Source organism: Pseudoclavibacter sp. RFBG4, from assembly GCF_002931515.1.
In the GTDB taxonomy this organism is placed as follows: Bacteria; Actinomycetota; Actinomycetes; order Actinomycetales; family Microbacteriaceae; genus Pseudoclavibacter.
Genome location: NZ_PSYC01000035.1, coordinates 23,656 through 47,251, shown reverse-complemented (window position 1 = coordinate 47,251; position 23,596 = coordinate 23,656). Strand labels below are relative to the sequence as shown.

The 23,596-nt window shown below is 65.0% G+C and carries 24 protein-coding genes; 16 read left to right on the top strand and 8 right to left on the bottom strand.

What is annotated here, in order from left to right:
- Together C5E10_RS13470 and C5E10_RS13465 are read left to right on the top strand one after the other, a co-directional pair.
- Positions 1 to 618 (top strand): GntR family transcriptional regulator, encoded by a 618-nt coding sequence (locus tag C5E10_RS13470; RefSeq protein WP_219820369.1) that lies wholly within the window; start codon positions 1 to 3, stop codon positions 616 to 618.
- Between the two features lie 581 nt (positions 619 to 1,199).
- Positions 1,200 to 1,763 carry a class I SAM-dependent methyltransferase gene (locus tag C5E10_RS13465; RefSeq protein WP_104332072.1) on the top strand — a complete coding sequence of 188 codons (564 nt, stop codon included), beginning with the start codon at positions 1,200 to 1,202 and terminating at the stop codon, positions 1,761 to 1,763.
- An 84-nt stretch (positions 1,764 to 1,847) separates the two neighbouring features.
- Here C5E10_RS13465 and C5E10_RS13460 read toward each other — a convergent pair whose 3' ends face one another.
- A complete protein-coding gene (locus C5E10_RS13460) occupies positions 1,848 to 2,693 on the bottom strand; it encodes an NmrA family NAD(P)-binding protein (protein WP_104332071.1) in 846 nt (281 codons plus the stop codon).
- 52 nt (positions 2,694 to 2,745) lie between these two features.
- Between C5E10_RS13460 and C5E10_RS13455 the strand changes: the two genes are divergently transcribed.
- From C5E10_RS13455 to C5E10_RS13430, 6 genes are all read left to right on the top strand, one after another.
- A complete protein-coding gene (locus C5E10_RS13455; protein ID WP_219820368.1) occupies positions 2,746 to 3,138 on the top strand; it encodes a helix-turn-helix domain-containing protein in 393 nt (130 codons plus the stop codon).
- A gap of 852 nt (positions 3,139 to 3,990) precedes the next feature.
- Entirely contained in the window at positions 3,991 to 4,512 is a 522-nt protein-coding gene (locus tag C5E10_RS13450) for a hypothetical protein (RefSeq protein WP_104332070.1), read from the top strand.
- A gap of 437 nt (positions 4,513 to 4,949) precedes the next feature.
- Entirely contained in the window at positions 4,950 to 5,369 is a 420-nt protein-coding gene (locus tag C5E10_RS13445; protein ID WP_104332069.1) for a hypothetical protein, read from the top strand.
- Positions 5,370 to 5,452: 83 nt separating this feature from the next.
- The gene (locus C5E10_RS13440) at positions 5,453 to 5,674 is read left to right on the top strand and encodes a hypothetical protein (RefSeq protein ID WP_104332068.1); all 222 of its coding nucleotides are present in this window, start codon (positions 5,453 to 5,455) and stop codon (positions 5,672 to 5,674) included.
- Positions 5,671 to 5,931 (top strand): hypothetical protein, encoded by a 261-nt coding sequence (locus C5E10_RS13435; protein ID WP_104332067.1) that lies wholly within the window; start codon positions 5,671 to 5,673, stop codon positions 5,929 to 5,931. Before C5E10_RS13440 ends, C5E10_RS13435 begins: the two co-directional genes overlap by 4 nt.
- Before the next feature lie 38 nt (positions 5,932 to 5,969).
- A complete protein-coding gene (locus C5E10_RS13430; protein ID WP_104332066.1) occupies positions 5,970 to 6,389 on the top strand; it encodes a single-stranded DNA-binding protein in 420 nt (139 codons plus the stop codon).
- Positions 6,390 to 6,775: 386 nt separating this feature from the next.
- Here C5E10_RS13430 and C5E10_RS13425 read toward each other — a convergent pair whose 3' ends face one another.
- Positions 6,776 to 7,459, bottom strand: coding sequence for a hypothetical protein (locus tag C5E10_RS13425; protein WP_146080281.1), 684 nt, complete (start codon positions 7,457 to 7,459; stop codon positions 6,776 to 6,778).
- Between the two features lie 455 nt (positions 7,460 to 7,914).
- Between C5E10_RS13425 and C5E10_RS13420 the strand changes: the two genes are divergently transcribed.
- From C5E10_RS13420 to C5E10_RS13410, 3 genes are all read left to right on the top strand, one after another.
- On the top strand, positions 7,915 to 8,868 hold the full coding sequence (locus C5E10_RS13420) for a helix-turn-helix domain-containing protein (RefSeq protein ID WP_181062770.1): 954 nt from the start codon (positions 7,915 to 7,917) through the stop codon (positions 8,866 to 8,868).
- Between the two features lie 88 nt (positions 8,869 to 8,956).
- Complete coding sequence (locus C5E10_RS13415; protein ID WP_104332063.1) at positions 8,957 to 9,520, top strand: hypothetical protein; 564 nt, start codon at positions 8,957 to 8,959, stop codon at positions 9,518 to 9,520.
- On the top strand, positions 9,520 to 10,533 hold the full coding sequence (locus tag C5E10_RS13410; protein WP_258071128.1) for a zeta toxin family protein: 1,014 nt from the start codon (positions 9,520 to 9,522) through the stop codon (positions 10,531 to 10,533). Before C5E10_RS13415 ends, C5E10_RS13410 begins: the two co-directional genes overlap by 1 nt.
- Positions 10,534 to 10,621: 88 nt before the next feature.
- Here the strand turns inward: C5E10_RS13410 and C5E10_RS13405 are convergent, their stop codons facing one another.
- Positions 10,622 to 10,999, bottom strand: coding sequence for a hypothetical protein (locus C5E10_RS13405; protein WP_146080280.1), 378 nt, complete (start codon positions 10,997 to 10,999; stop codon positions 10,622 to 10,624).
- Positions 11,000 to 11,276: 277 nt separating this feature from the next.
- Between C5E10_RS13405 and mobC the strand changes: the two genes are divergently transcribed.
- From mobC to C5E10_RS13380, 5 genes are read left to right on the top strand one after another with little or no spacing between them, the layout of a single operon-like run.
- The gene (gene mobC / locus C5E10_RS13400; protein WP_104332131.1) at positions 11,277 to 11,687 is read left to right on the top strand and encodes a plasmid mobilization relaxosome protein MobC; all 411 of its coding nucleotides are present in this window, start codon (positions 11,277 to 11,279) and stop codon (positions 11,685 to 11,687) included.
- A 26-nt stretch (positions 11,688 to 11,713) separates the two neighbouring features.
- Positions 11,714 to 13,393: a relaxase/mobilization nuclease domain-containing protein gene (locus C5E10_RS13395; RefSeq protein WP_258071127.1), complete on the top strand. Its 1,680-nt coding sequence runs from the start codon at positions 11,714 to 11,716 to the stop codon at positions 13,391 to 13,393.
- A 16-nt stretch (positions 13,394 to 13,409) separates the two neighbouring features.
- Complete coding sequence (locus C5E10_RS13390; protein ID WP_104332060.1) at positions 13,410 to 14,258, top strand: hypothetical protein; 849 nt, start codon at positions 13,410 to 13,412, stop codon at positions 14,256 to 14,258.
- A gap of 50 nt (positions 14,259 to 14,308) precedes the next feature.
- The gene (locus tag C5E10_RS13385) at positions 14,309 to 15,829 is read left to right on the top strand and encodes an AAA family ATPase (RefSeq protein ID WP_146080279.1); all 1,521 of its coding nucleotides are present in this window, start codon (positions 14,309 to 14,311) and stop codon (positions 15,827 to 15,829) included.
- 14 nt (positions 15,830 to 15,843) lie between these two features.
- Positions 15,844 to 16,476, top strand: a complete 633-nt coding sequence (locus C5E10_RS13380) for an HNH endonuclease (RefSeq protein WP_146080278.1) — start codon at positions 15,844 to 15,846, stop codon at positions 16,474 to 16,476.
- A gap of 117 nt (positions 16,477 to 16,593) precedes the next feature.
- Here C5E10_RS13380 and C5E10_RS13375 read toward each other — a convergent pair whose 3' ends face one another.
- The 5 genes from C5E10_RS13375 to C5E10_RS19205 all read right to left on the bottom strand — a co-directional run bounded on the left by C5E10_RS13375 (position 16,594) and on the right by C5E10_RS19205 (position 23,502).
- Complete coding sequence (locus C5E10_RS13375) at positions 16,594 to 16,974, bottom strand: DUF4913 domain-containing protein (RefSeq protein WP_181062769.1); 381 nt, start codon at positions 16,972 to 16,974, stop codon at positions 16,594 to 16,596.
- Positions 16,975 to 17,041: 67 nt separating this feature from the next.
- Positions 17,042 to 18,841 (bottom strand): type IV secretory system conjugative DNA transfer family protein, encoded by a 1,800-nt coding sequence (locus C5E10_RS13370; protein WP_104332056.1) that lies wholly within the window; start codon positions 18,839 to 18,841, stop codon positions 17,042 to 17,044.
- On the bottom strand, positions 18,838 to 20,409 hold the full coding sequence (locus tag C5E10_RS13365; RefSeq protein WP_219820367.1) for a type IV secretory system conjugative DNA transfer family protein: 1,572 nt from the start codon (positions 20,407 to 20,409) through the stop codon (positions 18,838 to 18,840). Before C5E10_RS13365 ends, C5E10_RS13370 begins: the two co-directional genes overlap by 4 nt.
- Positions 20,406 to 21,917, bottom strand: coding sequence for an SCO6880 family protein (locus C5E10_RS13360; RefSeq protein ID WP_181062768.1), 1,512 nt, complete (start codon positions 21,915 to 21,917; stop codon positions 20,406 to 20,408). Before C5E10_RS13360 ends, C5E10_RS13365 begins: the two co-directional genes overlap by 4 nt.
- On the bottom strand, positions 21,904 to 23,502 hold the full coding sequence (locus C5E10_RS19205) for a hypothetical protein (RefSeq protein ID WP_181062767.1): 1,599 nt from the start codon (positions 23,500 to 23,502) through the stop codon (positions 21,904 to 21,906). The genes C5E10_RS13360 and C5E10_RS19205 overlap by 14 nt, the downstream gene beginning before the upstream one ends.
- Positions 23,503 to 23,596 lie beyond the last annotated feature (94 nt).

Below are 23,596 nucleotides of genomic sequence, written 5' to 3'. Positions count from 1 at the left end.
GTGAGCGAAGTTGCGCAAAGCGCTGGCGAGCGTGCCTACGCGGCGATCAGGGCTGGCATCCTCGACGGTCTCTATCCGGCTGGAGCGATGCTCGGTGAGGTCGCCATGGCGGCGGAGATCGGCGTCAGCAGGACGCCAGTTCGTGCGGCCCTGTCGCGACTTCAGGAAGAGGGTTGGCTCACCATCTACCCCAACCGTGGTGCAGTCGTCCGTGAGCTGAACGATCGTGCGATCGCGGATCTTGCTGACGCTCGCTTGGTGCTCGAGGCTGCTGGAGTCGCGTTAGCTCCGGCTCCTACACGGGCGAGGCTGGCGACCATCCTGGAGGAGTCGCTCAAGGATCAGCGCGCAGCCATGGCAGAACGGGATGTGCGTGCGTTCATCGAATCCACGATCACGTTCCACCGCTCGTTCGTTGAAGTCGCCGGCAATGACGTACTCCTCGAGCTCAACGACCGGCTGGCTGATCGACAGCGTTTCCTTCTTTCCAGTTCTGGGGACGAACTGTTAGCTCGCTGTTCGGAAATCATCCGTGAACACGAAGACCTCGTTCGACAATTGGCCGAGGGGTCAGCTGACGCCTTCGCAGATACACTGCGGGCACACCTCCGCGCATGAGAGCGCCTGGGTCGACTGAACGCGTGTCTCGGTGCCCGATACTCTCTTCCTACCCGGTTGAGGAGTGATCCTTGGAGGGTGTTGGCCATCCCGGGCTCGGCATGATTCCTGCCCGTGTCGTTGATGATCTGGGGGTGTTGTCACCGAGCCTGGTTTCGCGACAGGGGAATCGCTGATAGTCACAGGGCCCGGAACGCGACGTCGAAGCCAGCAGCGGGTGGGAAGAATAGGCAGGCTAACCTCTTGCCCGGTCGCCGGCTTCGTCGCGGGCAGCTTGGGCGAGAGGTGCCTCGTGCTCCCCGACGGCGCGGACTCCGGATCGGAGCGAACCCCTGCGGGCCGGTGATTTGCGGCCACCTTGAGGTGGTGTCGGGGAGGGGGCAAATCCCAGATCCGTGTGCTCTCCGCAAACGAGCGTTTGTGGCTCGCCTGGCGAGGGTGTTAGAGGGGCCTCTCAGACAGATGGGCCAGACCTGTGCATAGGAGGACATTTTCGGCGCGCGATCGTGCACTTGAAGTAACCGACACGGCGTGTGCGGTAATGAGTCGAGTGAACGCGTGGCGTGACGTTAGGGGTTGGCATGAACATCTTCGACACATTCGTGGTTCCGCGGGGTGCGGACGGAGAGCGGGGTGCTGATCTTATGGAACGCAGCGGGTCTACGTTGCGCGAGCTTGCGGTAGCGGCACTGGAGCTTCACGATGCGGCGCGCGTGTTGGAGATCGGGTTCGGGCCTGGGCTGGCTTTGGAGGCGCTGATCCCGCTCGTGCCCAGGGGGCGTGTCACCGGTCTTGATCCTTCGCCGTTGATGCACCGACGCGCGCGAGCCCGGAATGAGGACGCTCTCCGCGGTGGATGTCTAGAGCTGGTTGTCGGGGAAGCAAACCAGATGCCTTTTGCTGCGGCAAGTTTTGACGCGGTGCTGGCCATTGATAACGCCCACTTCTGGGTGGACCGGCCCGCAGCGCTCCAACAGATCCGGCACGTCATGGACGGCGATTCTGCCTCGCTGGTGTTGGCGCTCAGCCCGCAATCGGGCGGCTCGGCTCGAGCGATATCCCGCGACCTTGCCCGAGCCGCGTTCGAGGTCAACTATCAGATGGAGTCCTCCGACGGGTTCGTCGTCCGCGCCACCGTGGCATGACCTTCGTCGTGTGACGCCACGGTCCCGGGCCAAGTCAAAGTGGCGCCGACCCGTCAAGCCGGCGCCACCGCTCGAACGGAGGCGTTAGATTCCCATGTCGCGCAGCCACTGCTCAACGGAGCGAGGGGCGAGGCCAAGCAACTTCTGGGCGGAACGGGACTCGTCGATCCGTTCATCGGGCATCGACCAGCGGGCGTGGTACGACGCGATGACAGGTTCGACGCCGGCTGGACCAAAGATGGGGAGGATCAGCTTGCCGTAGTCGTCCGGGGTCTGGCTTTCGAAGGTGACCGCCTTGTCCAGGTGAGCCGAGAATCCGTCCGCGAGGTCGTCGCCGAGAAGGGCAGGGAGAGCCCCGGCGGTGACAACTCCCTGCACGTCGACGTTGTCCGTGAGGAGTTTCACGGCGATGTCGGCCATATCTAGGTGGGAGATCCATGAGATGGCGTAGTCCTCACGGATTGGGTAGCGAAGCTTTCCCTCGGTGCGGGCCGGTTCAAGGCTGACCGGCAGTAGCAGGTTCTCGAGGAACGTTTTCGGTGCGATGACCGCGTACGGCACTCCGGACTTCTCCAGCTTGTCGTGAAGGATCCCGTGCGCAGTGTTTGTGCCGTCGGGCAGTGTCAGCGGGTAACCGCTCGTGGAGAATACGACACGCTCGGGCTGGGCCTGTGCCACCGCGTCGCCGATCGCCGTGGCGAATGCGGCCTGCTGGTCCGGGCTTCCCAGCGGCAGGTGAACGAAAACACCCTTCGCGCCCTGGTAGGCCTCAGCGAGGGATGACACCGAGTTGAAGTCGACGGAAACGGCCTTCCCGTCGACTTTGGTCGTGTCGCGCACAGCGGAAGTGGTGTCGTGGCCTGCTGCCTGCAGGAGTGAGAGGAGAGGGGCGCCCTGGGCGCCCGATGCGCCATGAATGATGATTGTCATGAGACTATTAGTGCATAGGATGCATCAGTTACTTCAAGTGCACTAAGGAGACATGATGGGGTTCATGGCACAGACTTGGCCGGAGTGCGGAATTGCCCGCTTCCTGTCGCTCCTCGAGGGGCCGTGGGCGACGTTGATCGTCAGGGAACTCCTGAATGGTCCTCACCGTTTCGGGCAGCTGCGTGACGCGTTGCCCGGGATCAGCGCTCACACCTTGACCGACAGGTTGCGTAGGTTCGAGGCGTACGGAATCGTCACCCGAACCTCCTACCCGGAGATTCCTCCCCGAGTTGAGTACGAACTCACGGCGCTGGGCCAGGGTCTGCGGCCTGTCCTCGACGCGATGAACGCGTGGGCTATGACTGTTCCCGCGGCAGTGGGTGTGGACGACGCGGTAGCGCTCCCGGCCTCGTGCGCCGGAGTGGTCTACGAGCCGAGCATGTAGGGCTGACCCAGCAGGATCAACCGTGCCCGTGCCGGTCGCGGCATTGCCGCAACGCGCCGAGCAGTCCTGCTCACCGTTGCGGCTGGTTCCGATGAACACTCGTTCGCAACCTGAGCGGGCATTCGATCCGAAGCGCTCACCGTGACCCGAGAAGCAGGCCGCCCGCGCGGAAGCGCTCGCGCCGGCCGTTGCGGAGCTGCGCGACCAGATCGAGTTCTGGGAAGGCGTCAGGGCGGAGCGGATCGCCAGCGGGAAGGCGACCGATTGTGGTCGCCGCAATGTCGCCAAGGGCGACGTCGTGTAGCTGCGCGGCAACTGGTGGATCGTCGCGCGCTGTAACGCCAAGACGGTTGCCGTGGCGACCGAGTACAGGTGGACGCACAAGACACCTGGCACGAGGTGCAGGTCCACCGCACGGCCGGGCAGCTTGAAGAAGCGAAAGCGAAGAAGGCAGCCGCCGAGGGTGCGGAGTAGGGAACACCCCCGCCGCACCCGGGCAGCCTGGCGGACGTCGCGAGGGGGAAGCATCCCCCTCGCGCACCCCCAGTCCACAAGAGGCTCCCTGCGGTCGTGAGGGATGCCGCTAGGCGGCCCGTGCTTTTTCGCGCCTGTCGCGCTCGTTCTTTTGCCTGGAAGCCTGCGGCGATTGTACGGACGCTCCATTGCGCACAAGCCGCGCTGCGCGCGGCCAGCGCCACCGAGATTTTCGACCCGCGCTCGCAGGCTCGCTTACTTCGGGGCGAAATTCTCTCCCCCGCTGCCCTGCGGGTTGCTGCTCCATTCCTCGTCCTGATCGACACTGCGTGCCTTCCAGGCAAAAGAACGATGAGAGAGATTGAGAGAGAGCACCCCATGAGCGCAATCATGCTTGGCCCCGAGCACTTCAATGTCCTGATCTGGGCCGCGATTCACGCGGCCCCCGCTGTCCCGAGTGAGCGGAACCTCGTCACCAACACGTCGGCCGAGTCCACTCCGTACAACGGGGTTCGCAGCTGGGGACACATGGGCAACGTGCGCGAGCTCACTGCCGGCACTGAAACGGTGTACGGGCAGATGCTCGTCGACGCGAACGCCGCCGCCGTGAACGGCAAGTACGGCGAAGACAACGCGTACGTCTACGCCTACTCGCGGCCGAAGTCCACCGAGTGGACGCCGCGCGAAGTGCTCTCCGCGCTCGACGGGTTCGAGTACCAGGCATGCGAGGCCGAGGACTGGGCGTCGAGTGAGGCGAAGCAGTTCTGCGACATCCTGCGCCGCCGCCTGGAGCGCCGCATCATCGGCAACGACGACGGCCCCTGGATCATCGGTGCGGACACCTTGCCCGCGCTCGTCGAGGAGCGCCGAGCGAACATGCGCCGCCGCGGCATCGCCTGACCCGGAGAGACGCCGGGGGGTCGGGCGGTCTGAGAAACCGGCCCTCGCTTCCCCGAGAGATTGCCACACCGAAAAAGCGAGATCACTCCGACCGAGCCCAGGCGACCTGGCGGCCGCCGCGAGGGGGAAGCATCCCCCTCGCGCACCCCCAACTCACAAGAGGCTCCCCTTCGGGTCGCGAGGGATGCCGCTCCGCGGCCAGTGCTTTTCACGCCTGCGGCGCTCGTTCTTTTGCCTGGAAGCCTGCGGCGATTGTACGGACGCTCCATTGCGCACAAGCCCGCTGCGCGGGCCGGTTCCTCCGAGACTTTCGGCACGCGGTCGCAAGCTCCCTTATCTCGCGCCGAAACTCTCTCCCCCTCCGCCACAAGGGTTGCTGCTCCACTCCTCGTCCTGATCGGCACTGCGTGCCTTCCAGGCAAAAAAACGATGGAGAGATGGAGACCCACATCATGGAACGTCCTACAGGAGCCGTCGCGATCAAGCTCGACGCAGACATCCTTCTTACCCGCGCTCGCGCGGCCGAAGCCGCACGACTCGAAGACGAAGTCTTCGACCCGGCAACGCTGACCCACGGGCCAGGCCCGCAAATGCTCATCGCGGTGGATCGCGGCGTGGCCGCCGTGATCAACGGTGAAGGTGTCGGGGAAGTCGAGCAGGACGTCGACCGCATCGACGTCTGGTTCACCCGCTACGGCATGTGGGAGACGGTGCCGCTCTCCCTGGCCGACATCAACGCCGCCGCGACCGAGGAAACGATCGACCTCGCAGACGGCATCCGCCGCTTCGGAGATCGCCTCGACATGAACTTCTTCCGCTGGTTCAGCCGCTACGACCGCGACCACCGCCCCGCCTAACCGAAGAGACGGCGAGGGTCGGGTGCTCTGGAAGACCGGCCCTCGCTTCCCCGACAGATTGCCACATCGAGAGGACTCGAATCATGCTTGAACTCATCACCCCGACCGGCACCCTCACCGCAGACACGGAGGTCGAGCTCGCGTCCCGGTGGGCCGCGCTGGAGCACGGCGACGACTGGGAAGCTGACGTCATCCCGCTCGTCGAGCACACGACTGTGTGGGCGTACGTCGAGGCGCTGGAGCTCGTGCGAGACGGCCACGTCGACGACCACACGCTGACCGAGACCGTGGCAGGTGCGCGATGACCCTCATCGGCCGCAACGAGGATAGCTCGGGCTTCTACGAGATCCACCAGAAGGGCGCCGCACTCATCACGTACACGGGCTCGAGCCGTGATGAGCTCCAGGAGCTCGTCGTGCAGCTGCTGCGGCCCGTCGATGCCGGTAGCGTCGACCAAGGCGACGCGCACTGGTACGAGTACGGGACGAACGGTCACAGCTGCGGCATCTACGAGGGTGACGGGTTCGCCCGCATCGACGGCATCACGTACGAGCTTCACTGACCACTAACCACCACTTTTCAGACGCCGAGGAGGGCGCAATGTTCACGCAGATCACTCGCACCGGGAACCTCACCAAGACCCCGACCCTGTTTCGCGATCAAGAGGGCGGCAAATACACGTACGCGAGCATCGCGTGCTCGCGCCGCTTCAAAGATAGGACGACGGGGGAGTGGCAGTCAGGTCCCCGCATCGTCTACGACGTGCACGTCACCGGAAACCTCGCCGCCGCCGTCGTGGACCTCGCCTCCCGCTGCGGGAACGTCGCGCTGGAGTTCACCGGCCGCCTCATCGAGGAAGCCGACGAGCCGGGCACCATCCGACAGAAGGTGTACGCCGACAACGTGACCGTGAGCCTGCGCGGCCAGAACGTCACCGTCGACCGCCCCAAGGGCAAGCCGCGCCAGGGGCCGGACCTCGCGGCCGAGGCCAGCAGCGCGTGGGAAGAGCAGGCCGACTAGCCCCGGCCCGAGTCGCCGGCCTCGCTGTGGGCAGCTCGGGCGAGGGGGCACCCCTCGCGCACCCCGCCGAAGTCACGGTTCTGCAAGCAGGCCAACGGCCTCTTCATATTGAGCGGGCAGGAGGTCGTCTGCCGTGTTGCAATCGGGAGCGGAGCTTCCTCCGCGCACTGCATCCCAGGGGTGGGGGTGGCGGTGGCTTCCAACGAGTGCGTTGTCGGAAGCCACCGCGGGGCACCTCATTCAGCTGGTCGTCGCCGACGATGCACGCTCTCCCCTGACAGCGAGCCGTGGGTGACGACTTCGCACGAGGTTCCCCAACCGGTGCCGCTGAGTGAGGTGGGCCGTGGCCAGCATTCCGCGTTGGTGCGGCGCTGGTTGAAGGGTGGTTAGCCGTTGAAGATGTTGTAGTACCAGAGCGGGGTGCCGGAGCCCTGGGTCGCGGAGGAGCTCTGCGAGCGTCCGTTGACGACGAGGCGGGAGCTGAGTGATGTGCCGCTGCACGAGTTGGGGAGGGTGACTCGTGCGAACGGGTAGTTGGCGTTGCCGTTGATGGAGTTCGCAGATCGAGCGAAGCTCGTGATCGTGATCGTGGTGTTGGCCGGAATCGGCTGCGTCGTCGTGTAGACCATCGAGGGAGAGGTCGCAGTCTGCGAAGCGGGTGCCGTGAGGCTTCCGGCGGGGGCTCCGCTGATGGATGTCTGGCCGAGGGTGATCTGGCGCGTGCCATCCGCGTAGCTCACGGTGATTCGTGATCCGACCGGGAGTGGCTGCGGGCCGGTGTACGAGAAGGTGGTCGTGATGGCGATGTTGGTGTTGGTGGGAACGCGGTAGTACTCACCTGAGCCGAGGCCGTTGTCGCGAGGGAAGTTGCGAGCACCGGTGCTGGAGATCGTGTAGGCGTACTGGCCAGCATTCGCGGCCGGGATGCAGTTCGACGCGGCGTACGCAGGTGCGGCGACAGCGGTCGCGATCACTGGGAGGGACCAGGCAGCGCCTTGGACGATCGATCGGCGTGTGACGGTGGACTGCTGCTGCTCGGGGGAAGGCACGGGGAGTACCACTTTCTTCATTGTGGGGACGAGACGGTTGACGTGCGGCGCACATATCGAAGTGAACTCACAGCCTCGCGCCGAGCATAGGCATAGACCGCGGTCTCGACGAAGGATGGGTGTCCCTGTTTTTCGGTTCAAGACTCGAACGCTTATGCGGTCTGATCTGCCCTTTTGGGGCGCTTTAAGGCCCGGGGTGGTCGTGTTGCCATTTCCGTTCAGCACGTGATACCAAAATCATTCTGATCACTGCCACGTGGTTTGTGTGATCCGCGATTTCCAGGGCGACAACGGGATTTGTCCGGGGAATTTGTGCTTGAAAGCGTGACTCCTGCCGTCTTTTGTGTCCCATAACGTGACGAATGGGGCCCCGACTTCGTCTCTACGTAGAGCCGAGCAACCGCCAAGGACGTTGCTGCCCATGTGTCTTCCTCGGTTGTGGGCTCTTCCTTTGGTGTTTTGCGGATGGAGTGTTTGTGTCGCCACAGCCGAGCAGTTTCCGATTCGAACTTCGCGAAGATGCTGCGCGCGCAGATCTCTCGCGGGCGATTTCTCTCTCTGTCGATGAGGTTGGGCAGGCTGCGGAGGACACGGCGCGTGCTTGGGGTTGGCACCTGCAATCGCCCGCGGAGGAGTTCGCGCTGCGCGGTGACGTGGTGAAGAACGAGACTTTCGCGCTCAGTCGCTATCGGCACACAGCAGCGTCGTTCCGCTACGAAGTCCCGCGGGCGTTCGCGGGGGGAGCTGCTCGGATGCTCCTGGCATGTCTCGAGGGTGAGAGCGAGGTTGAGGTCGCAGGGGTCACGGAGAGGCTCACGCCCGGCCGCGTGCTCTTCGCGAACCCCGAAGACCTCGCGGGCAAGCGTGCGGAGGTGCCGGTCAGTAACTTGCTGGTGATCTTTCCCCGTCCACAGCCGACCACGGACAACTACGTGAGTGCTGCCGCGGCGTCGGAGGCGTACCTGCGGATTCTGGTCGATGCCTCAGCTTCCATTCTGAGTAGCCGTGCGAGCGTGGAGGATGCTGCGTTCAAGCGCGTCGGGCTGGCCGTAGAGGCATTGATTTGGGCGCTCGCTACCCACACTGAACTTCGAACGCTGCCGAGCGCCAACAGCGAGCTCGCTCGCGTCTACAACGAAGCCGTGAAGTACGTGGCCTTGTTTGCCGGAGATGCGGCGACCACGGTGTATTCGATGGCAACAGCGCTTGGGGTCTCGCAGCCGCACCTCTATCGCGCTTTCGTGGCGACGGGCGAGACTCCGTCGGTGTACCTTCGGCGCGCCCGCGTGCGCCTCGCGGAGCGGTTGATCGCAGATGGCGTGACCGCCGGCATGGCGGCGAGAGGGTCCGGCTTTGGAACCGTCAGGCGCATGAGAAACGCACTCGCCAGCGGAACGATTCCTGCCACTGAGGAGGCTGCGCCTCACTGATCGAGTTCGTTTCAGGTGGGGCGTTCGGGGACCCTCCCTCTCTATAAATGCAGGTGATACCGTGCGGTATCACTACTTGGAGGTTCGCATGTCTACTCAGCTTGAAGACCGCGCCAAGGAGGCGCGTTTGCTCCGTCGTCGTTCCGAGCTCGACCGGCTCACGTACATCCGCAAAGTCGGTGAGCTGGCAGCACTGGGTTCCCAGCGCGAGATCGCGAAAGTGCTCGGGATCGCGCAACCCAATGTGTCGAAGACGATGAAGGCCGCTGCGGCTGCGCCGCCGCTGGTGAAGGGGTTCTCGGGTGCTGATCCGTTCGAGATCGCGGAGCGGTACTCCATCGGTGAGTTGACGTTGTTCCAGCTGGTCTATGAGCTGCTGCGTTGGGACTACTTGCCGACACAGCGCACGGATGGATACAACGACTTGCTGTTCTCGGTTCCGGGTTCGTGGGATGACATCGTGCGCGCCGAGAGTGAGGGACTGATCGGCCTGGATGTGTACGGATTCGTGCAGCGGGAGACCGCTGCGCTGGACGCGCGCCAGGAGGCCGCGGGGGAGCCCTATCGCGGGTTCACTCACGAGGAGGCGAACGAGGCCGCACAGCGGTTCGTTGAAGCTGCCTCTGGTGATGTGCTGGCCGGGTCTGCCTAGTGGCAGATGCGTCGCTGGTGGAGCGTCACCGCCGAGGTGTGGTCGAGCTCTCGCGCGAGGGCGCTGCGCTCGCGCCGAATGCGCCTACGGCCACGATTCGGAACCCTGAGTGGTTCGTGACGCAGCGCGGGGTGTCGACGCCGACGCCGCAGCGCCGCGAGCTCCACAAGGCACTGAAACGCGAGTACCTGGAGAAGTACCCGGACGTGCGCAATGAGTCGCGCGCCATGGTGCTCGCGGGTCCTCCCGGTGCTGGCAAGTCGACCGCCAAGAGCGAGGTGCTGGGGGAGCGTTCGGAGCAGTATCTGACGGTGGACGCGGACGAGTTCAAAGCGATGCTGTTGCGCGAGGCGCTGGCTGATGGCAGTTACGAATCGTTCATCAAGCCGGAGGCTGTGAAGTCGCTCGAAGCGACCGGGGAGCAGTTCTTCCCGCTGGAGCTTGCGTCGCTCGTGCACGAGGAGTCCTCGATGCTCGCGAAGAAGTTGCGCGACGAGGCGCTGCGCGAGGGTAAGAACGTCATCATCGACACCGTGTTGTCGTCGGAGACGAGCGCCCGTCAGCTCGGGCAGCAGCTCGCAGCCGAGGGGTACACGGCCGAAGTGTTGGACGTCGAAGTGTCCTACGACATCTCGCAGGGACGCATCGCGAAACGATGGCAGCAGTCCTACGAAGAAGCCACCGAAAAGGGCGGGCTCGGTGGCCGCTGGGTGCCGAGCGAATACGCGCGCAGCGTGTTCAACGGACCGAACGGCAAAACCAAGTCCGAGGCTGCCGCGAAGGTGCTCGCTGAGGAGTGCCCGGTGGTACAGCGCTACCGCGTCTATCGCACCACCCAGGAGAGCACGCACGAGCGTCCCGCGGTCGCGTCCTGGGAGGTCGACATGAAGCGTGCAGCGCCGGGCGCTGCGCTGACAACTCCGAAGGCCGCCGCCGCCGCTGAGCACTACAACATCGCTCATCCGCAGCCGCCACAGATCGATCCGAAGCGTGGTTCCGATCTCGGCCGGTAGATGCCGCTACGGACGTCACGACCCCCTGCGCCGGTAGCCCGGTGCAGGGGGTCTTTCGCAACCGCCCACGGTCGCGAGGACGTGCGCGTTACTGCTGGTCTGTGTGCTGCTCTTCGCCGCCATTGGTGTCAGCTCTGGAGGAGGTTGCCGCCACCTTTGGTTTCCGAGCCGAGCGGGCGCGAACGCGCTTCTTCTTCTCGGGTTCCGTGAAGCCGATGTCGCGCAGGGCATCCGCGCTCCAGCCCGCCTTGATCGCCGCCGAGTAGGCACGCACGTCGGCTGCTTCCGCGTCACGCTGGAGCTCCGCGTGATGCGCTTGCAGTTCCGCGAGTTCGCGCGCTGCGTCCTCGCGAGCATCGGTGATCGATTGCCGCGCTGTGGCGAGCACTCGGATTGCCTCGATGCGGTCTTGTTCCGCGCGCTTCGCGCGCTCCACTGCTTCTTCAACGCTCACGCTATTACTCATGCTCTCCATCGTAGAGACGCGGAAGAAGAACGTCGAGTGATGCGCGCTCTCTGGGTCAAGCGCTGTGCGCTTTCTCGCGGGCTCGGCCCGCCACACCTCACGGCCCCCGTCTGAAGACATGTGCCGCTCCGCAGGGTGTCCCAGAAGGAGCAAGCTATAGACTTAGCTGTGCTAAGTTGGCTTGGCCCTCGACATTCTGTCTCTGGCTTGGCACACTGGTGGTGTGGTCCCAACGTTGTTGGTTCGCTGCGCTAGGCCGGAAAGGGGAGTGGTGTTCATGGATGACCAGGCTCCTCGCGGACGGTTCTTCGACCGTCGCCGGCGCGCGAATGTCGAGGGTGGTCGGCAGCACCGTCACGAGGTGAAGGTGACGCCCGAGGAAGAGGGCGCGCTGCTGCGCAAGGCAAACGCCAAGGGCATCACCATTCCCCGGCTGCTCGTTGAATCAGCTTTGGCCGAGGACGGCGCGGAGATTCCTTCGGATCGTCGCTCGCTGCTGGTCGACATGTTCGCCGCGCACCGAACGCTGGCGAGCTTGGGGAACAACCTCAACCAGATCGCCAAGGCCACAAATGCGGAGGGTTCGGTGCCACCCGAGCTGCGGGAACCGCTGCGGCACACGCTTGATGCTGTCCGGGCTGCCGCTCTGGCGATGTATGAGGCCATCGACGAGATGCCGAAGCCATGATGCCGAACGTTGTGCGCGGAGATCGCATGTCGGGTCTGATGGCCTACCTCGTCGGCCCTGGCCGTTCCAACGAGCACGAGGAACCGCATCTCGTCGCGGGCGACAACTCGCTCATGGCTTGGTACGACGATGCCGAGTTGAGCCGTGAGTCGGCCATGCAGATTGCGCACTACCTCGACCAGCCGAGGCAGGTGTACGAGACCGAGGTGAATGGCGGCCACGTGTGGCACGCGTCCTTGTCTCTGCGCGCCGACGAACGCGAGGTTACCGATGCCGAGTGGGGGCAGATCGCGGAAGAGTTCGTGCGTGAGATGGGGTTCGATGACCACGAGGGCACGAAGGCCCCGTGCCGTTGGGTGGCGATCCGTCACGGCGTCTCGACGAACGGCAACGACCACATCCACATCGCGGTGAATCTGGTTTGCGAGGACGGCACGAAAGCGCCTATCCACAATGACTATTACCGTGCGCAGCAGGTTGCTCGCGCGCTGGAGACCAAGCACGGTTTGGAGGAGCTGGAGTCGATGCGGCAAGAGCGCGCGACGCGCGGTTACGACCCCGCGGAGCGCGAGGCACAGGCGCGGTCTCGTGCACGAGCTCGTCACGAGCGTGAGCGCACGAACGGCGACCCCAAGTCGCCCGGGTGGGAGGCGCTGTCGGGCGATGACCGGCGCACGAAGATCGCGGCCGAGCTGCGTACAGATCAGCCCCGCTATCTCCTCTCTCTTCGTGTTCGAGGTGCTGCCGCGGCGTCGCAGGACGAGGGCGAGTTCGTGCGACGGATGCGCCGCGTCGGGCTGCTCGTGCGCCCACGTTTCGCGGACGGTCGCACGGACGTGGTGACGGGGTACTCGGTCGCTGCGCGACCCACGTACGGGGAGCGTCCCATTTGGTACGGCGGCGGTCAGTTGGGCCGCGATCTGACGTTGCCGAGGTTGCGCGCTGAGTGGCCGGATACGCCCACGGGTGCGTCTGATGCTGCGAAGGAATGGGAGGCTGCGTACCGCGGTCGCCGTGCTGTTTCGCCGGGGCGTGAGACGCTGGAGATCGACCCGGAGATGTGGGAGCGACAGAGCAAGGAACTTGCTGAGACGGTCGAACGTCTCCAGCGAGTTCCGGTCGAGGATCGTGAGACGTGGGCGCGGGTTTCGCGACACGCAGCTGGTGTGATGTCGGCGTGGTCGAACGCGACGGAGAAGACCCCCGGTCACCTCGCGGTCGCGGCCGAAGCGCTGTCGCGTTCCGCGCAGACGTATCGGCGGCCGGAGCGGGAGCCGAAGGTGAATATGCAGGCCCTTGCGGGCACCGCCACGCTGGTGGCCGCGGCTGCTCGGGGTGGGCAGGGCATCGTCGCGCAGACGGCCATGATGCGGCAGATGCTGCGCCTCACTGGCGCGCTCTGTGACGCCGCCGAGGCGCAGGGTCAGTTGAAGCTCACGCAGCGGCTGGAAAGTGACACCCGGAAGCGCATCGAGACGTTTGGTGCCCGCCTGCAAGCGGGGGCGAAGAAGGCGCAGGCGGAGACGCAGGAATCGCCAGCCAGGACGTTCGCGAGTGAGAAGGCACGCATTGCCTACGAGCACGCGCAGATCGGTCAGGCGCACCCACCAGGGGACGCCGGGCGGTCGCCGCTACCCAACACGTTGGAGCAGCCGACGCGCACCCACGAACCAACACCGCAAGCCGATACCGGCGTGGAGCGATAGGAAGGGAACACAGACCATGGCTGAGGAATCAGACGGCATCGAGGAAGCCTTCGAAGGACAGATGCGCATGGTCGCGATGACCGCAGCGCGAGCGGGGGAGATGTTCGCCCGAGCTCGCGAGGATGCGATGCGCCGCGCACAGCAGAAGAGCGACCGCGAAGCCCGCGAGCTCGCGTCTCGGTTCGAGGCGGAGAAGCAGTTGGCCCGTGCGCAGTACGCGGACGTGCACCGCGCGGAGTGGTGGGATCGCGCGACACCCGACGAGATCGGGCAGCGCTTCCAGACGGCCCGTGCGTGGCAGCAGGAAGACCCGGAAGCAGCGCGCGCCGAGCAGCAGATGCGCGGTGAAATCAAGAGTCGCTACGACATCGACGTGCCCGCGGACGGTCGCGCCGTCAGCGGAGCGGAAGTCGGCACGGCGGTGCAGGGCAGCGTGGACCAGGACCGGGCCGCGGCCGAGCGCACGCGCGCGGAACGCGAGCGGGCCGAAGCACTGTTGCTCGACGCTGACGCGAACCGGGACGACCGCGACGCGGACGCCGCGCGCAGCGCCGCCGAGTTCGAGCCCGACGCCGAGGAGCGCGAGCGCGCCATTGTCGAAGCTACGCAGCGCGACACGTCGTCGACGGCTGCACGCGACAAGGGCGAAGTGCTCTACGACAGCGCCGAGCGACGCGACGCGACCGCCCAGGAGCTCCAGAAGCAGGGCATGAGCGAGAAGGCCATCGCGGCCCGCATGCACGAGGACATCGGCCAGGCCACCCCACCGGGTGCGGCGGTTAAGAACGGCGGCCCGAAGAAAGCACCGAAGGCCCGCAAGGTGAGCGGGCCGCAGAGGGCCCAACAGGCCGAGCTTGGCCGCTGATCGTCTGATGTGCGAGCCACGACCCATGCTCGGCGCTTAGGATCAAAATCGTGGAAATTCGTAAATTGCGAGATCGAGCTCACCTCCTGATGCAAACGGTCGGGAGATACTCGCATCCCGTCGACGCCAAGACGATAATCAACACGGCCATGCGGCGTGATGAGCGGCAGAAGATCCACCCTTCCGAGGGGCGCTTAGACCTGCGAGCACTCAATCTTTTGTATAAGCTCGGTTATATTCAACTCGACCCTTCGGGCTATGGCTACCAACAGACTGCCGAGGGAAAGCAGGCCCTGTCGAGTGATCTGCAGGTTCCCATTCAGGCTGAGTGGCTCGAGGAATGGCTGGAGATAGAGGATCTGGCCGACGAGCAAGATGCACGCCGGATCTCTAGCGAGGTCACGCTCAGCAGCCTTAGTGTCGAGAACTGGCGGCAGTTCAAGTCCGTGGAAATATCTTTTCATCCGAGATTGACTATCCTCACCGGTGCCAACGGTGCAGGAAAGACTACTCTGCTAAATATCCTGGGTCCACATTTTGCATGGACGGCGCAACTACTCACCCGAGGTCCCGACTCGCGTGAGCCGACAGAGCCTCTCAAGGTGGGGATGCTGAGATACACGAACGGCGTCGTCTCGCCCCTAGTGCAGCAAGTGAGCCAAGGGGTTAGTAGTGCCCCGATCGCGATTCCGCACATACAAGCTGTGCCTGGCGTTTTCATAAACTCGCATCGGTCAATTAGCTCTTATCAGCAGTTGAAATCTCTCCCGTCAAAATTCTCTGAGTGGAGTTCTTTGCAGGAAGAGTTCCGATCTGAAATACATCAAAGATATTCTGGATCCGGCTCTCAGAGACCTCCACTGCACCGCATGAAGGAAGCGCTGATAGCCGCGGCTATGTACGCATACGGCAACCCAGCTGTAGAAGCAGATGACTCGGCAAAGGAAGTGTGGGAGGGGTACCAAAATGTGCTGCAGAACTTTCTCCCAAGTTCCTTAGGTTTCTCCCGCCTGAGAGTTCAAGCTCCAGAGCTATTGATTGTCACGCACGGCGCCGAATTCCCCCTCGAGGCCGTTTCTGGTGGTATTGGTGCGATGCTCGAGCTGTCCTGGCAAATCTTCTTACGACAGCGAGGTCAAGATGCATTCACTGTATGCATCGATGAGCCAGAGAATCATCTACATCCGGAGCTGCAACGATCTATCGTCCCCTCGTTGCTTGCCGCGTTCCCCGACGTGACGTTCATCGTGGCGACGCATAGTCCCCTCGTCGTCACTTCTTCGCCTGATTCGAATGTCTATGCACTGGCCCGCAATGATGAGGGTCAGATAGAATCTCGTCTAATAGAGACCATGAGCAAGTCCGAGACTGCCGACGCCACCCTTGTGTCAGTTTTGGGTCTCGATACAGCGTTGCCAATATGGGCCGAGCGGAGGCTCCAGGATCTTCTCGACGCCCTCCCTGTCAATCCCTCAATTGAAGATATGCGGGCCTTGAGGGGCAGGTTAGAGGAGCTGGGTTTGGATCGGCAGTTCCCCGCTGCCGTTGACTCATTGGGGTTTGATGCGTGATTAGGCTTGAAAAGTTGTCGGCTCCAGTTTGGCTCGAAGACAACAAGGTCACGCGCACGAAGGAGTATCTGGAAGCCCCCTCAGGTGCGAAGCCTACTCCCTGGCGTGCAAAGGAAGTGGTGGCGCAACTGAAAGTGGAGTCTGCGGGGAAGTGCATGTACTGCGAGTCCTTCGTAGACGACGTCTCCTACGCAGCGGTGGAGCATGTACGGCCAAAGTCGAAATTTCCAGATCAGGTCCTTGAGTGGGGTAATCTCGGTATCGTCTGCACTCGCTGCAACACGAACAAGGGGAGTTACTGGACTGATGATGAGTCCTTGACGTTGATTAATCCATACCAAGATGACGTTGAGGCTCATCTCTCATTTCATGGCCCTATGACTATGGCCCGAGTGGGGAGTAGTCGAGGTGAGAACACGGTTCGCAAGTTGCAATTTTCTCAACGTGTGGATCTGCTCATTTCTCGAGCTGCTCAAATGGAGAATCTCTACACGCTAATCACGGCATGGGCGACCGCAGAAGACGGATCAGAGCTGAAGGAGCTTCGCGCCGAAGACGTGCGTGCTGCCATCGGCAAAGGTGTCGAGTATGCGGGCGTTCTGCGGGCGTTTGCGCGGCGGAGCGGATTCCCTGTTACAGGAGACTGATGAGTGTTCTGCATCATTGCTGCAGGATTGGCCGCTCAACACCGCGGATTGGTCCAAATGACCACGCTCCTGTTCCTGTCGACCGCCGGTTGGTCACGGGGCGGGTCTCTCCTCGAGTCAGTCTTGACTTGCTTGCTCCACGGGCACGTACGGTAGCGGTTCACCCGGACGGTTCAGGTTCTCGGGGTGGTCGTGGTCGGCGCCGGCGAACGGGCCGTCCTTGTCTAGCAGGACGCGCATGTGCGGGTCGGCGTGGTTCAGATACCAGACGCTGAGGCCAGTCGAGGAGTCCTTGCGGAGGTACTCCCATGCGCGCCACATCGCGCCGAGACGTGAGAGCGCTTCTGGGTACTCCCAGTAGCGGCCTGCCCACACGCGTGCATGACCGTTGATGTGCCGCGCGTACCCGCGGATCAGGAAGCCACGCACGAACTCATCCAGCGAGCGGTAATACAGGTCAGGCTCCTCGTCGTCGCTCGAGTCTTCGTCCGTTTCCACTTCGTCGTCTACGTCGCCGGGAGCAGGAGCGAACTCCGCCGCTTCAGCCCCAAATTCTTCCCAGTTTCTAGGCATTGATGCCCTCCCGCCCCGGGCGCGCCTGCGCGCCGCGCAGCTCCTTCTCGTGGTCAGTGATCGTCTGCTGCCCCTGCGGGTCGTACCTGCGGATGGACTCCTTCACCGCATCCGCGTGTCCGCCCGCCATCCACGGAATGGTCTTGGCCAGCACGGGGCGGGAGCCGGAGGCGAAGACGATCGCTCGCCCCTTGGGGAGCGCGGTGAGGTCGTCGACGTCCATGATCCGTTCCCGGTTCACGTTGTTTGAGACGGTGCGCTGCCCTCGTGTGTAGGAGGTGGTGGAGGTTTGGCGGTCTCGGTCTCCGATGACTTCCGACATGCTCTTCATGAACGCGGGCTCGTCGACGCCGCCGCCGTAGACCTTGATGTTGGAGGCGGACCAGAGCTTGCGCATGCCGGAATCTCCCCACACATCGACACCCTGTGACCAGGACTGCAGAATTGTCATGAGGATGATGCCGCGCGAGCCGTAGTGCGAGTAGAGGCTCGGGAGCTGCGCCCACCGGCACACGTTCGCGGCCTCGTCGAGCACGCCCACGAGCGGCACGCGCAGGCGTCCACCAGGGGACTGGCGGCCGAGCTCTTCGGCGGCTTCCGTGACGGCCACGGTCAGCGCTGTGACCAAAGGGCCGGCGGTGCTCTCACCCTCCATGGAGAGGCTGTAGAGCGTGCCAGGCGTGCGCACGAACTCGGCGGGGTTGAAGTGCGGGCGCGCATCGTGCTCACCCTGCGGGTTCACCCACGCCGCCACTTGGCGGTTCGTGAGGCACGCGGCCATCTGCATGGCCGTGCCGTAGATACCGCCGCGCTGCTTCTCGGGCGAGCGGATCACGCCGCGCAGCTGCTGCGCCAGCAGCGGGTAATCGTGGTGCTGGAGGATCACTGCCGATTCTTCATCGTCGGGCTTCGCCAGCCACGTGTAGACGTCGGTGATCGGGCGCTGGTCGAGGGCCGCGGCGAGGAGGAGCCCTGCGAGGAGGTCTTTACCTGCGGGCTCGAAGAACGCGTCCGTCTTGGCCCCGGCTGGCCGAGAGCCGTTCGCGAAGTGCGCGGCGAGGTTCTTCGCCTTCACCTCGTCGGTCACGTACGAGAGGGGGTTCCACCACCACATCGGTTGCTCGTTCGCGACGCCCTGCGGATCGAAGACCCATACCGGCCCAACGTTCGCGCGGACCCCGCGAGTGGCGTCCACAACGTCGCGCTTGTTGGAGGTCACCAGCACGCCTCCTGGAGCGTCCAGGATGGCCGGGATGGCACGCGAGGTCGTCTTGCCCGTGCGAGGCCCCCAGATGTCGATGTGCATGTCTTCGACGGAGCCGTAGAGCGTCTGCCCGTCGATGACAGCTTTGCCGACCTCGACCCCCACGAAGCCGTTGACACCGAGACGCTGGGCGGTGCCCTCGGCCGCCTTGCGCTTCAACCCGGCGATGTCGCGGCCCCGGCCCATGGAGCGGGCCGCGTAGTCGACGCGGCTGCGCTTGCGCCCGCTGCGCAGCCGCGCGACGAGGAACAGCGTCAGCAGGGCAGCGAGGATCACGCCGCATGCGATGGCGACGACGGTGCCCCACACCCCTGGCCAAGCGAGATCGCCACCGAGGAGGCCGAAGAGGAGCTGGAAGGGATCGACCGGGAGCGTGTCTCCCGTGGCCGCGAGCTTGTGCCCGAGGCGCATGGAGACCCACACGATCCCGAGGGTGACGACGACGAGGCCGATGCCCACGAAGAGGAGCTGCGTGCCGCCCGAGAGGCGCGCCCCGTTGTCGTAGCGTTCCCGGTGCTGTGAGCTCATGATGCTTCGCCTGCCCTGTCACCGACGCGGGATTGCTCGTGCCAGCGCGTGTTTGTGTCGCTCATCAGGTCGTCGGCGGCGGTGAACTGGACGTCGACGGGGATGCCTGGGCGCCCACCGACTTTCACGAGGAACTTCCCACGCCCGGGAGGGGTCGCTTCCTGGTTCGTCGTCGGGTCCCACGCGGGCGGGTCCTGCCAGCCGACGAGCAGTTCTTGCTCTGCTCGGGAGAGCGGGATAGCGGACGTGAGCTGTGTCATCTCCGCGCCGGGGAGTCCACCGCAGATGACCATGCCCGCGCGCTCCACGAAGCCCTTGGCCTTCATCCGGTCTTCCTCCGAAGACAGCGCGAGGAGGTCGCTCATCGTGTGCGTGACCATCGCCATGCCGACTCCTCGAGTTCGGTTCAGACGGGTCAGTGCGTCCACCCGGTCGACCATGCCGCGGCCGGCGCGGAGTGCTCGCCAGAGTTCGTCGAGCACCACGAAGTAGTGCCGGCGCGGCTCCAGCCCAGCGTCAGCGAGGGCGTTCGCGACGTTGACCGTGCCGAAGCCGGCGGACCAGCACGCGAGCAGCGCAGCGGCCTGCAAGTCCATTTCGGAGTCGTCGATGGATGAGACGTCGTAGACCACGGGTCGGTCGCGGCGCATCGGGTTCGTGGTCGGCTTGGAGAAGATCTCCCCGAGACGCCCGCCGCCCGTGAGGCCGATGAGGGAGGCTTCGAGATCCTCAGTGATCTCCTTGTACCGGACATCGCTGCCGCGATCCAGTGCCACGGCCCGCACTTCCAGGGGCGGGTCCTGGATGACTTTGAGGAGATCGCCCAGCACGGGCACCCCCTCGTGGTGCTCGTCGAGCACCTTCAACGCCCGGTCGAGGATGGTCTCTTCTCGGTCGGTGGGAGGAGCGCCGCGCATGATCGTCAGGAGCGCGGAAACCATCGTGTGCCGGCGGCCGTGAGCGTCCGCGAGGACCTGGAGCGCTTCCTTCTCGTAGCCCTCCGAGCGCAGCCGGCGAGCTGCTTCCGTGGACTCGCCGGGGTCGAGGATGTTGAGGTAGCCGCGGCCGCGGCCCAGTTCGATGACCTGTCCGCCGAGTGCCTGGATCATGACCAGGTAGTCGGGCTTCAAGTCGCCCAGAACCATGGGGATGACGCCGTAGCCGGAAAGGCCGGCTGCCATGCGGCGGATGATCGAGGACTTCCCGAGGCCCGGCTTGCCGAGCACGAACACGGACGGGTTGGAGATGAGCTTTGCTCGCTGGAACCAGGAGATGGGGTCGCAGCAGAGCGTCGCGCCCGTGTGAATGTGACGGCCGAGCGGCACGCCCACCATGGGCGTGCCGGTCCCGATGGCGAACGGCCAGAGCCCGCACACCTGGACGGTCGTGCCGCGCCACTCCTGCGGAGCCTGCACATACGTGGACTCGCCGCGGCCCCTGCCGAGCCAGCCCCGCATCCCCGGCCGCTTGGGCCGGGGAGCCGCGGGCTCAGTCTTCTCGTTCTTGGCTGCCTTCGAGCTCTTGCGCTTCGTCTCGCTCGCTTTCGCGTCGCGCCTGGCGAGTGTCATAGCTTGTCCCTCAGTTCGGCTGGCACCTTGACGTGCTTCTGGAGCACCAGGCCCAGCGGCAGGGCTGCCGCAAACGCGGAGTCCTGCGATCCGAAGACCGGACGCACCCGCAGGCGCGCGGTCGCGGCCAGGTTGTCGATAGCGGCCCTCGCGTCGGCCACCATGTCGAGATCGTCGACGGTTGCCGTCACGAGCACTCCGAACTCGACGAGGCCCGCGCCGGATGCTTCCTCACGGGCCGTGGCTTCCGCGGCACGGATGCCGAGGCTGTCACGTGCCGAGGGCTTCGCCGTCGCGGTCGCGCGGAACTGCGCGGCCGAGAGGTCGGCTTCCACGATGGCGGCAGCTCGCGCCGAGTCGATCGGCCGGTACAGCAGTGTGATGCGCTTGCGCGCGATGTCGCGGTGCGGGGCGAGCAGCTTCGCGAGGACCCCCGACTGGACGCTGCCGCGAGGAGCCGAGGTCATCGACCAGGTGACCGAGTAGGCCGAGTCGTGGCGGTAGCCGCCCCAGTCGGCCTGCGCGGCCGTGGGGCCAACGTCGGGCCAGGTCAGCTCGGGCGTCTCGCCGTTCGCGTGCGCCTCGTCGATCAGGGCGGCTGCAGCCGGGTCGTAGGCGATGCGCACGGTCTCGCACAGCTCTTGCGCTGCGACCGGGTGCGCAGCTCCAGCGCCCGTCGCTTCGAGCCCCGCCGTGAGACCCGGGATGCGAGCTGCCAGCTCCCGCGCCATGTCGTCGGCGCTGCGCTTCTTGCCACCAGATCGCACCGTGGCGGAGAACGTCAGCGCCACATACGCCTTCACCGTCGAGGAGCCAGACGGGTACGAGTCCACGATGTCGGTCAGCATTCCGCGCGCGAACTCAGGCGCGGACGCATCGATGTTCGTGGCGACCTCGCGGCGCAGGCGCGTGCCCGAATCGGGGGCAGTCTCGATGGTCACGGCCGCGGCCTCCAGGCCCGGTTCGTCCCCGATGTTCGAGAGCCAGTGCCCCCAGTCGGCCACCCACGAGTCGACCTGTTCGGGGTCGACGAGCGCTGCCCCATCGGGCTCGGTGCCGAGCACGATGGAGTACGACAGCGTGGCCGGGGTGTAGATCAGCGCGAACGGGCGACCGTACGAGTCGCGGTGCTCGCTGAGCCTTGTCGGTGCTGCGAGGCCGGGGAGCTGGAACGTGCCCCAGTCGGTGCGGCCGATGGGGCCAGACCGGTACACGTTCGCACCCCGGCTACGGGCTGTGGCGAACCCGAGGCGGGTCGCAATGCGGCTCACCACGGACTGCCCGTGGGAGTCCTTCGTGACGACGGCGAGCATGAGGATCGAGAGCACCCCGAAGGTGATTGCCGCCTCCAGCACGCCGACGAGCATCACGATCAGCACCACCAGGACGAGGCTGCCGAGCATGAGCGCGGTTCCCACGGACCCGAGGCCCATGAGGCCGGGGGAGGTTGGACGCCGCCAGTTCCCGTAGGTACGGGGGGCACGGTTGTTGGGATCAACGGCTACCATCTGGGCCGCCTCCTTCTCCAGTCGATTGCTCACCGAGGTCCTTCACGGCTCCTGCCGCGGCCTTTCCTGCCTCTGCTGCCTTACCGAGCGTCACGCCCGCGGCAGCGCCGGCAGCCATGCCCACTGGGCCGCCTGCGGCTCCAGCGGTCGCGCCCGCGGCGGCCCCGCCACCAGCGCCTGCCGCGGCTCCAGCTCCAGCTCCAGCACCGGCTCCAGCTCCTGCGGTTGCTGCGCCGGCACCGCTGCTCGCGGCTCCCGTCGACGCTGCGCCGGAGGATGCTGCGGCCCCGGACTTCCCACCGGCTGCGCTCTGCGCGCCAGCATTCTGGGCTGACGAGGACGCGGACTGGCCGCCAGACTTTCCACCTGTGGGCGCTGATGTCGACCCGCTGTCGCCCTTGTCGCCGGTCTTGCCGCTGTTGCTGTTCCCGCCGCCAGATGCGAGACGCCCAAGTGCGGCTGCGCCGCTCGGGAGCGCGGCCAGGGCGCCGGCAGCGAGCATGCCGCCACCAGCACCTGCGGCCATCGACCCGACCATGGGCGTCACGAACCGCATCAGCGCGGGCATCGCGAAGAGCGCGATGATCATGAGCATGAGGCCCGTCAGGATGGCCAAGATGCCCGTGCCGTCGTCCTGGAACACGTCGGTGCCGGCCAGCTGGAACGCCGCTGCGTACACGATGGCTGCGGCTGGCTTGTAGAGCACGAGGGCGATGATCCAGCCGACGCACTTCTTGAACCAGCTCTTGCCCATCTCGGTGTTGGTTGCGGACGAGGCGAGGGGGAGGATCCCAACCAGAACGACGAGCATGCCGCCGCGGGCGACCATGAGCACGATTTGAAAAGCAGATGCCAGGATCGCGATGAGGCCGAAAACGATGACGAGGATTGGTCCGAGCGCGCCACCTCCGGGGACGAGCATGACCGCCAGCAATGTGGTGATGTTCTCGCCGAAGCAGGTGCTGCCTTCGACATCGACTTCGCAGTTGGTGGAGGCGTTGAGCAGCCATACGGAAAATTTGTCGGCGGCTCCGATCAGGACGCCAATGATCGCCGTTCCAAATGCGGTGATGACGATGAGAGTCATGAGGCTGGAGACCAGCTCCCGGCCTGGTTCGCTGCGTCTCTCCCAGGCCATGCGGATGCCCCCGACGAGGACGGACAGCACGGCGATCGCGCCTAAGAGCCACCAGAGGGATGACTGGATGAAGAACGCCGCTCCGCCAGAGCCTTGTGGGCCTCCGCTTCGCACGATCTGCGAAACGATGGCACTGGCCGCGCTCATCAGGACAACGCCGCCGAGAATGAAACCGAGCTTTCCGACGGCCATGAATCCCTCGCCAGCGCGCATGCGCGTGGAGATTTGCATGGCGAGGAAGAGTGCTGAGATGACGGCGAGGGCCAGTCCGAGCCAGGTGACCCAGCCAAGTAGTACTTCGATCTCGGGGCTGATCGGGGGAGCTCCGACGTTGACCTGGTCACCGGTGTCGGTGAGGTTCGGGGTGCCGATGTAGACCCAAATAGTGCCGAGAGAGGCGAGGATCTTGCCGACGCCCTCCGAGACCTTTTCTGCGGCGTCCGCCATGGCGCCATCTGCGACACCGCCAGCGATGTCCGCCGCGACACAGTTGATGCTCAGTGGTCCGCAATCCTGCGTGGGTGGTTCCAGTGGGTTCGCC